At 67.7% G+C, this 6,000-nt stretch carries 6 protein-coding genes; 5 read left to right on the forward strand and 1 reads right to left on the reverse strand.

Translation table 11 applies throughout. The features are described 5' to 3' along the window. Positions 1 to 18 precede the first annotated feature (18 nt). Positions 19 to 846, forward strand: a complete 828-nt coding sequence (locus QOC76_RS19675) for an SDR family NAD(P)-dependent oxidoreductase (protein WP_526359454.1) — start codon at positions 19 to 21, stop codon at positions 844 to 846. A 50-nt stretch (positions 847 to 896) separates the two neighbouring features. On the opposite strand, the gene QOC76_RS19680 is transcribed toward QOC76_RS19675, so the two are convergent. Continuing rightward, a complete protein-coding gene (locus tag QOC76_RS19680) occupies positions 897 to 2,630 on the reverse strand; it encodes an N-acyl-D-amino-acid deacylase family protein (protein ID WP_526359456.1) in 1,734 nt (577 codons plus the stop codon). A 46-nt stretch (positions 2,631 to 2,676) separates the two neighbouring features. On the opposite strand from QOC76_RS19680, the gene QOC76_RS19685 reads away from it, so the two are divergent. Genes QOC76_RS19685 through QOC76_RS19700 form a run of 4 tightly spaced genes read left to right on the forward strand, consistent with a single transcriptional unit; the run spans position 2,677 to position 5,731 of the window. After that, positions 2,677 to 3,063 carry a VOC family protein gene (locus QOC76_RS19685; RefSeq protein WP_526359458.1) on the forward strand — a complete coding sequence of 129 codons (387 nt, stop codon included), beginning with the start codon at positions 2,677 to 2,679 and terminating at the stop codon, positions 3,061 to 3,063. Positions 3,064 to 3,095: 32 nt separating this feature from the next. Then, complete coding sequence (locus QOC76_RS19690) at positions 3,096 to 3,614, forward strand: mycothiol transferase (protein WP_526359460.1); 519 nt, start codon at positions 3,096 to 3,098, stop codon at positions 3,612 to 3,614. A 1-nt stretch (position 3,615) separates the two neighbouring features. Continuing rightward, entirely contained in the window at positions 3,616 to 4,200 is a 585-nt protein-coding gene (locus QOC76_RS19695) for a phosphatase PAP2 family protein (protein WP_526359462.1), read from the forward strand. Positions 4,201 to 4,210: 10 nt separating this feature from the next. After that, the gene (locus QOC76_RS19700) at positions 4,211 to 5,731 is read left to right on the forward strand and encodes an aldehyde dehydrogenase family protein (RefSeq protein ID WP_526359464.1); all 1,521 of its coding nucleotides are present in this window, start codon (positions 4,211 to 4,213) and stop codon (positions 5,729 to 5,731) included. Positions 5,732 to 6,000 lie beyond the last annotated feature (269 nt).

Below are 6,000 nucleotides of genomic sequence, written 5' to 3' on the forward strand. Positions count from 1 at the left end.
CGCGGGTAGGTTCGAGCCATGCCACTTCCGCAGCCGTCGCCGACCTCCACCGCCGTCGTCACCGGGGCCTCGTCCGGTATCGGCGCCGACATCGCCCGCGAACTGGTCGCCCGCGGCCATGGCGTGACCCTGGTCGCCCGCCGCGAGGACAAGCTTCGCGACCTCGCCGCCGAGCTCGGCACGACCGTGCGAATGGAGGTGATCGCTTGCGACGTGGCCGATCCCGACGCCCGCGCAGGCCTTTTCCACGCCGTCGCCGACCGCGGCCTGACGATCGACATCCTCGTCAACAACGCGGGCGTCGGCACCATCGGGTCGGTCACCAAGACCCCGGTCGCCGACGAGATCGCGCAGGTGCGCGTCAATGTCGAGGCCGTCATCGACCTGACCACCCGCGCGGTGCAGCTGATGGTGCCCCGCGGCCGCGGCGCCATCCTCAACGTCGGATCCACCGTCGGTTACTACCCGTTCCCCGGCCAGGCAGGTTATGCGGCCACCAAGGCGTTCGTGAAGACCTACACCGAGGGTGTGCGCGGCGAGTTGGCCGGCACCGGTGTCACCGTGGCCATGCTCGCGCCCGGCCCGGTGCGTACCGAGTTCCTTCAGGCGGCAGGCATGGACGAGGACAAGTTCGCCGCGTCGTTCCCGAAGGTCCTGTGGATGCCGTCGCGCGATGTGGCACGTATCGGCGTCCAAGCGCTGGAGAACGACAGCGGCATCGTGATCGCCGGTAAACGCAACGTGCTCAGTACCCGCTTAATGCAAGCGCTTCCGCGTCCGGTGCTCTTGTCGACGCTGCGGAAGCGGCATCCCGGGCTGCGTCGCGACCGACGCTCAGTCGGCTGAGCCCGCCTGATCGCTGCTCACGTGCGCAGCGGCCAGCGCCGCGTCCTGCGTCATACGGGTGCGGGCTGGCGGCCGCGCACCAGCCTGCCCGGCCGCGCTTCGGTGGGTACGCCGTTCTCGACGATGACCTGGCCCGAGACGATCGTCGCCACGTAGCCGTCCGCGGTCTGGTCGAGGCGGCGCCCGCCCGCGGGCAGGTCGTAGCTCACGATCGGCTTGTGCAGACGCAGCGCGTCGTGGTCGACGACGTTGACGTCGGCCTTGTAGCCGACGCCGATCCGGCCGCGGTCGGCCAGGCCCGCGACCCGGGCGGGCACCGAGGTCAGCTCGCGGACGGCCTCGGCGACAGTCAGCCGGCCCGATGCCCGGTCCCGCGCCCAGTGCGTCAGCATGTAGGTGGGAAAGCTTGCGTCGCAGATCATTCCGTAATGGGCGCCGCCGTCGCCGAGGCCGAGCACGACATCCTCGCGGCGGACCAGTTCGGCGACGGTGTCCAACGAGGCGTCGCGGAAGTTGGCCAGCGTCACGAGCAGCATCGAGTGCCCGTCGTCATCGAGCAGCCGGTCGTAGGCCTCCTCCAGCGGGCTGACCCCACGGGCCTTGGCCCTGGCGCCGATGCTGTTGGAGGGATCGGGCTCGTAGTCGGGGGGATCGCCCAGCGGGAAGATCCAGTCGAAGGCCTGCACCGCGAACATCAGCGGGTGACCGTCCGACGCCGGCTTGTCGCTCAGAATACGTTCCCGCACTTCGGGTTTGCGCATCTCGGCGACACGCTCGGCCAGCGGCAGTCCAGCGATCTCGCGGTAGCTGGGATACATCACGAACGGGTTGCCCGACAGCTCGAGTCCGATCACCAGGCCGATCGGGCGGGGGAAGATCTGTGCGGTAACAACAGGCTCGGCCGCCGCCGCATTCGAATTGGCCTTCTCCACCATGGTCATCGCGTCCTCGAAGAACGCGGGCCCCGCATTGCCTATCGCCAGCGTGAACGTGACCGGCAACCCGACGTCGGCGGCGACGTCGAAGACCGTCTGCAGCGCGGGTCCGTAGTCGCCGGCGACGAGGTCGGGAACGAACTGGATCAGGCCGCCGCCTGCGTCCGCAACGCCCCGCGCGATGGCCTCGATCTCGTCGTGGCCTGCGTCGTAGCTCGGGATCGGATGACCGCTCTCGGTCTTGTGAATGGTCAGCCGCGACGATGCGAACCCAAGCGCCCCAACGTCAACCGCTTCGGCGGCCAGCTTGCGCATCTGCGACAGGTCTTCGGCGGTGGCGGGTTCTCGGTCGACTCCGCGCCGCCCCATCACATAGACCCGCAGCGGGGAGTGCGGCAGAAACGCCGCCACATCGATATCCCGTTGTCGCGACGCCACGGCATCGAGAAACTCCGGGAACGTCTCCCATGTCCACGGCAGCCCGTCGACCATCACGACACCGGGAATGTCCTCCACGCCGGCCATCACGTCCACCAGCACCTCGTGGTCCTCGCTGCGGCACGGCGCAAAGCCCACACCGCAGTTGCCCATCACCGCGGTCGTCACACCGTGTGCCGACGACGGCGTCATGCGATCCGACCAGATGGCCTGTCCGTCGTAGTGGGTGTGCAGGTCGACGAAGCCCGGTGTGACCAGAAGGCCGGTCGCGTCGATCTCCTTGGCCGCCTGGCCCTCGACGTCGCCGACGGCCGCGATCACACCGTCGGCGATCGCGACATCTCCGGTGAAGGGTTCCCCACCGAGGCCGTCGACGATGGTGCCGTTGCGAACTATCAACTCGTAGGCCATCAGCCGAATCTACGACGCCACCGCACCGTCATGCCAGGATGGGGCGGTGATCGACCACCTGGGAATCAACTGTGCGGACTGGGAGAAGTCGAAGACCTTCTACGACGAGGTCCTCGGAGTGCTTGGCTACACGCGCCAGCTGGACTACCAAGTTGCCATCGGGTACGGCAAGGACGGCAAGCCGGACTTCTGGATCGCCGACATGAACGTCGGCGAGGCGAGCGGCCCCAACCGCGAGGTGCACGTCGCGTTCCACGCCAGGGACCACGACGCCGTGCAGGCGTTCTACGACACCGCGCTGCGGCTGGGTGCCGAGTCGCTGCACGCGCCCCGGCTCTGGCCGGAATACCACCCTGGCTACTACGGCGCCTTCGTCCGCGACCCGGACGGCAACAATGTCGAAGCGGTCTTCCACGGCGCACCACAGAGCTAGCTGCGCAAGCCTGCGCGGGTAGCGTCTGTCGCATGGCTGACTCCGACGATCAAGCGGTCCGCGAACTGCTCCGCGACTCCTTCACGCGACTGATCGAGCACGTCGACGACCTGACCGACGGTCTGACCGACGAGGTTTCGTTCTTCCGGCCGACCGCGCAGGCCAACAGCATCGCGTGGTTGCTCTGGCACAGCGCCCGTATTCAGGATCTCCAGATCTGCGATATCGCGGGCATCGAGCAGGTGTGGATCCGCGACGGCTGGAACGACCGCTTCGGCCTCGACCTCGGGGGCAACGACCACGGCTACGGTCACGACCCCGACGACGTCGGCAAGGTCCGCGCGCCTGCCGACCTGCTGGCCGGCTACTACCACGCCGTTCACAAAGTCACGCTGGAGTACATCGCGTCGGTGTCCGGAGAGGAGTTGAGCCGGGTGGTGGACACGCACTGGACGCCGCCCGTCACCGCAGGAGCGCGACTGGTGAGCATCATCGACGACTGTGCACAGCACCTCGGTCAGGCCGCCTACATCCGCGGCATCGCGACCTGACGTGCGCAACCCGGCCGGCCGCAGAGCGCTTCTGCTGTGGCCGGTGCTCGCCGTCGCGGCGATGCTCGTGCTCGGGCTCGCGGTCGGGAAGCGGTCGACGCCCTTGGACGACTGGTTCCACCGATTCCGGCACACCCCCGCGCGCGAGTTGCTGGTGTTCTCCGACCCTTATCTCCTGATCTTCGTCCTCTGTGTCGGTTTTCTCGTTGCACTGGGCCTGCGCCGGTGGCGGCTGGCGGTAGTGGTGATCTGCTCTCCCCTCGTCGGAGTCTTTCTCGCCCGAGTGCTCAAGCAACTGTTCGGACGGGAGAACGACGGCGCGCTGGCGTATCCGAGCGGACATACGACGGCGGTCGTCGTCGTCAGCGGCATGATCGCGTTGGTGGCAGGAAGTGCCATGTGGGCTGTGCTCGCGGCCATCGCTTTCAGCGTCCTGGCCATGATCGGCCAGGCCGTCACCTACCACTACTTCACCGACACAGTCGGCGCGTTGCTGCTTGGCAGTGCCGTGGTTTGGCTGGCCGCCGCCGTGGCAAAACTTGACAGGCGTCAACCCGGCTGCGATCCAGATCACACCGCTGGCTAAGCTGGGGGTCATGACCGCGACGCCAGAAGTCGATTCGTCCTCGTCTGAGACCACCATCCGCAACCCCGCGACCGGCGCCGTTGCCGGTCAGGTCCGCTGGACCGACCCCGCCGACGTGCCGCGCATCGCCACCGGGTTGCGCGAAGCCCAGCGGGAGTGGGAGGCCCGCGGCGCCAAGGACCGCGCCAAAGTGCTTGCCCGCTATGCCGTCTGGCTCGGTGAGCACCGCGACGAGATCGAGTCGTTGCTGATCAAGGAGACGGGTAAGTCGGCCGTCGATGCGGCGCAAGAGGTGCCGCTGCTGATCATGATCCTGTCGTACTACATCAAGACGATGGAGAAGGCGCTGGCCCCGGAGACACGGCCGCCATCGCTGCCCTTCCTGGCGATCAAGAAGGTCACCGTGCACTTCCGCCCGCGCCAGGTGGTCGGCATCATTGCGCCGTGGAACTACCCGGTGGCCAACGCCCTGATGGACGCCATCGGCGCGCTGGCCGCGGGCTGCTCGGTGCTGCTGAAGCCGTCCGAACGCACGCCGCTGACCGCAGAGGTGCTGCTGCGCGGCTGGCAGGACTCCGGTGCTCCCGAGGTGTTGGCGCTGGCACAGGGGGCGCGCGAGGTGTCAGAAGCCGTCATCGACAACTCCGACTTCATCCAGTTCACCGGCTCAAGTGCGACCGGCGCCAAGGTGATGGAACGGGCGGCTCGCACTCTCACGCCGGTCAGCCTCGAGCTCGGCGGCAAGGATCCGATGATCGTGCTGGACGACGCCGACATCGGCCTCGCCGCGCACGCCGCGGTGTGGGGTGCGATGTTCAACGCGGGCCAGACCTGCGTGTCGGTCGAGCGCGTGTATGTCCTCGATTCGGTTTACGACCAGTTCGTCGACGCCGTCGTGCGCGATGTGGAGAAGCTGAAGATCGGCGCGGGCCAGGGTTACGACTTCGGCGCGCTGATCGACGACGACCAGGTCGCGGTGACCGAGCGGCACGTGCGCGACGCCGTGGCCGCGGGCGCACGTGCGCTCACCGGTGGCGAGCGCACGGCAGGCCAAGGCAGCTTCTACCCGCCGACGGTGCTGGTCGACGTCGACCACTCGATGGCCTGTATGACCGAGGAGACCTTCGGCCCGACGCTGCCGATCATGAAGGTGTCGACGGTGGGGGAGGCGGTCCGGCTCGCCAACGACAGCCCCTATGGCCTGTCCGCGTCGGTCTTCTCGAAGGATATCGAACGCGCCGAAGATGTTGCGGTGCAGCTTGATTGCGGTGCGGTCAACGTCAACGACGTGATCTCCAATCTGATGTGCACCACGGCGCCGATGGGCGGCTGGAAGACGTCGGGCTTGGGCGCGCGGTTCGGTGGCGCCGAGGGACTGCGCAAGTACTGCAGGCAGGAAGCCGTCGTCGCCCCACGCACGAAGCTCGGAGCGGGCGGCAACTACTACAACAATTCGCACAAGGCGCTGACCCGGATGAACAAGCTGATGACCCGGCTCGCACTGCTGCGCCCGCGCCGCACCGCGAAATAGCCCCGCTTCACCATTCGCCAGGTCGATCAAGAAGCGCGCCCGCATCAACGCCATGCGGCACGTGCTGCGTAAGTTCGACTACGACAACAAGGACCATGAGGTGGTCGGTCGGCCAGTGCGCGCGCCCGATCCCCGTAGGAGGACAGCGTGCGGTTTCTGGCGGCGCTGCTGTTCTGGCTCATGACGACGGTTCTTCTCGCGGTCGCGGTCCCGGTGTCCTGGGCGCAGAAGAACGTGGTGAGCGAGGACGGGTACGCCGCCCTGGCGGC

Origin of the sequence: Mycobacterium sp., from assembly GCF_032159565.1 — a bacterium.
GTDB lineage: Bacteria > Actinomycetota > Actinomycetes > Mycobacteriales > Mycobacteriaceae > Mycobacterium.

Coding starts and splice junctions, on each gene's coding strand:
- QOC76_RS19680 (WP_526359456.1), bottom strand. CDS start 2,630: ATGGCCTACGAGTTGATAGTTCGCAACGGCACCATCGTCGACGGCCTC.
- QOC76_RS19700 (WP_526359464.1), top strand. CDS start 4,211: ATGACCGCGACGCCAGAAGTCGATTCGTCCTCGTCTGAGACCACCATC.
- QOC76_RS19690 (WP_526359460.1), top strand. CDS start 3,096: ATGGCTGACTCCGACGATCAAGCGGTCCGCGAACTGCTCCGCGACTCC.
- QOC76_RS19675 (WP_526359454.1), top strand. CDS start 19: ATGCCACTTCCGCAGCCGTCGCCGACCTCCACCGCCGTCGTCACCGGG.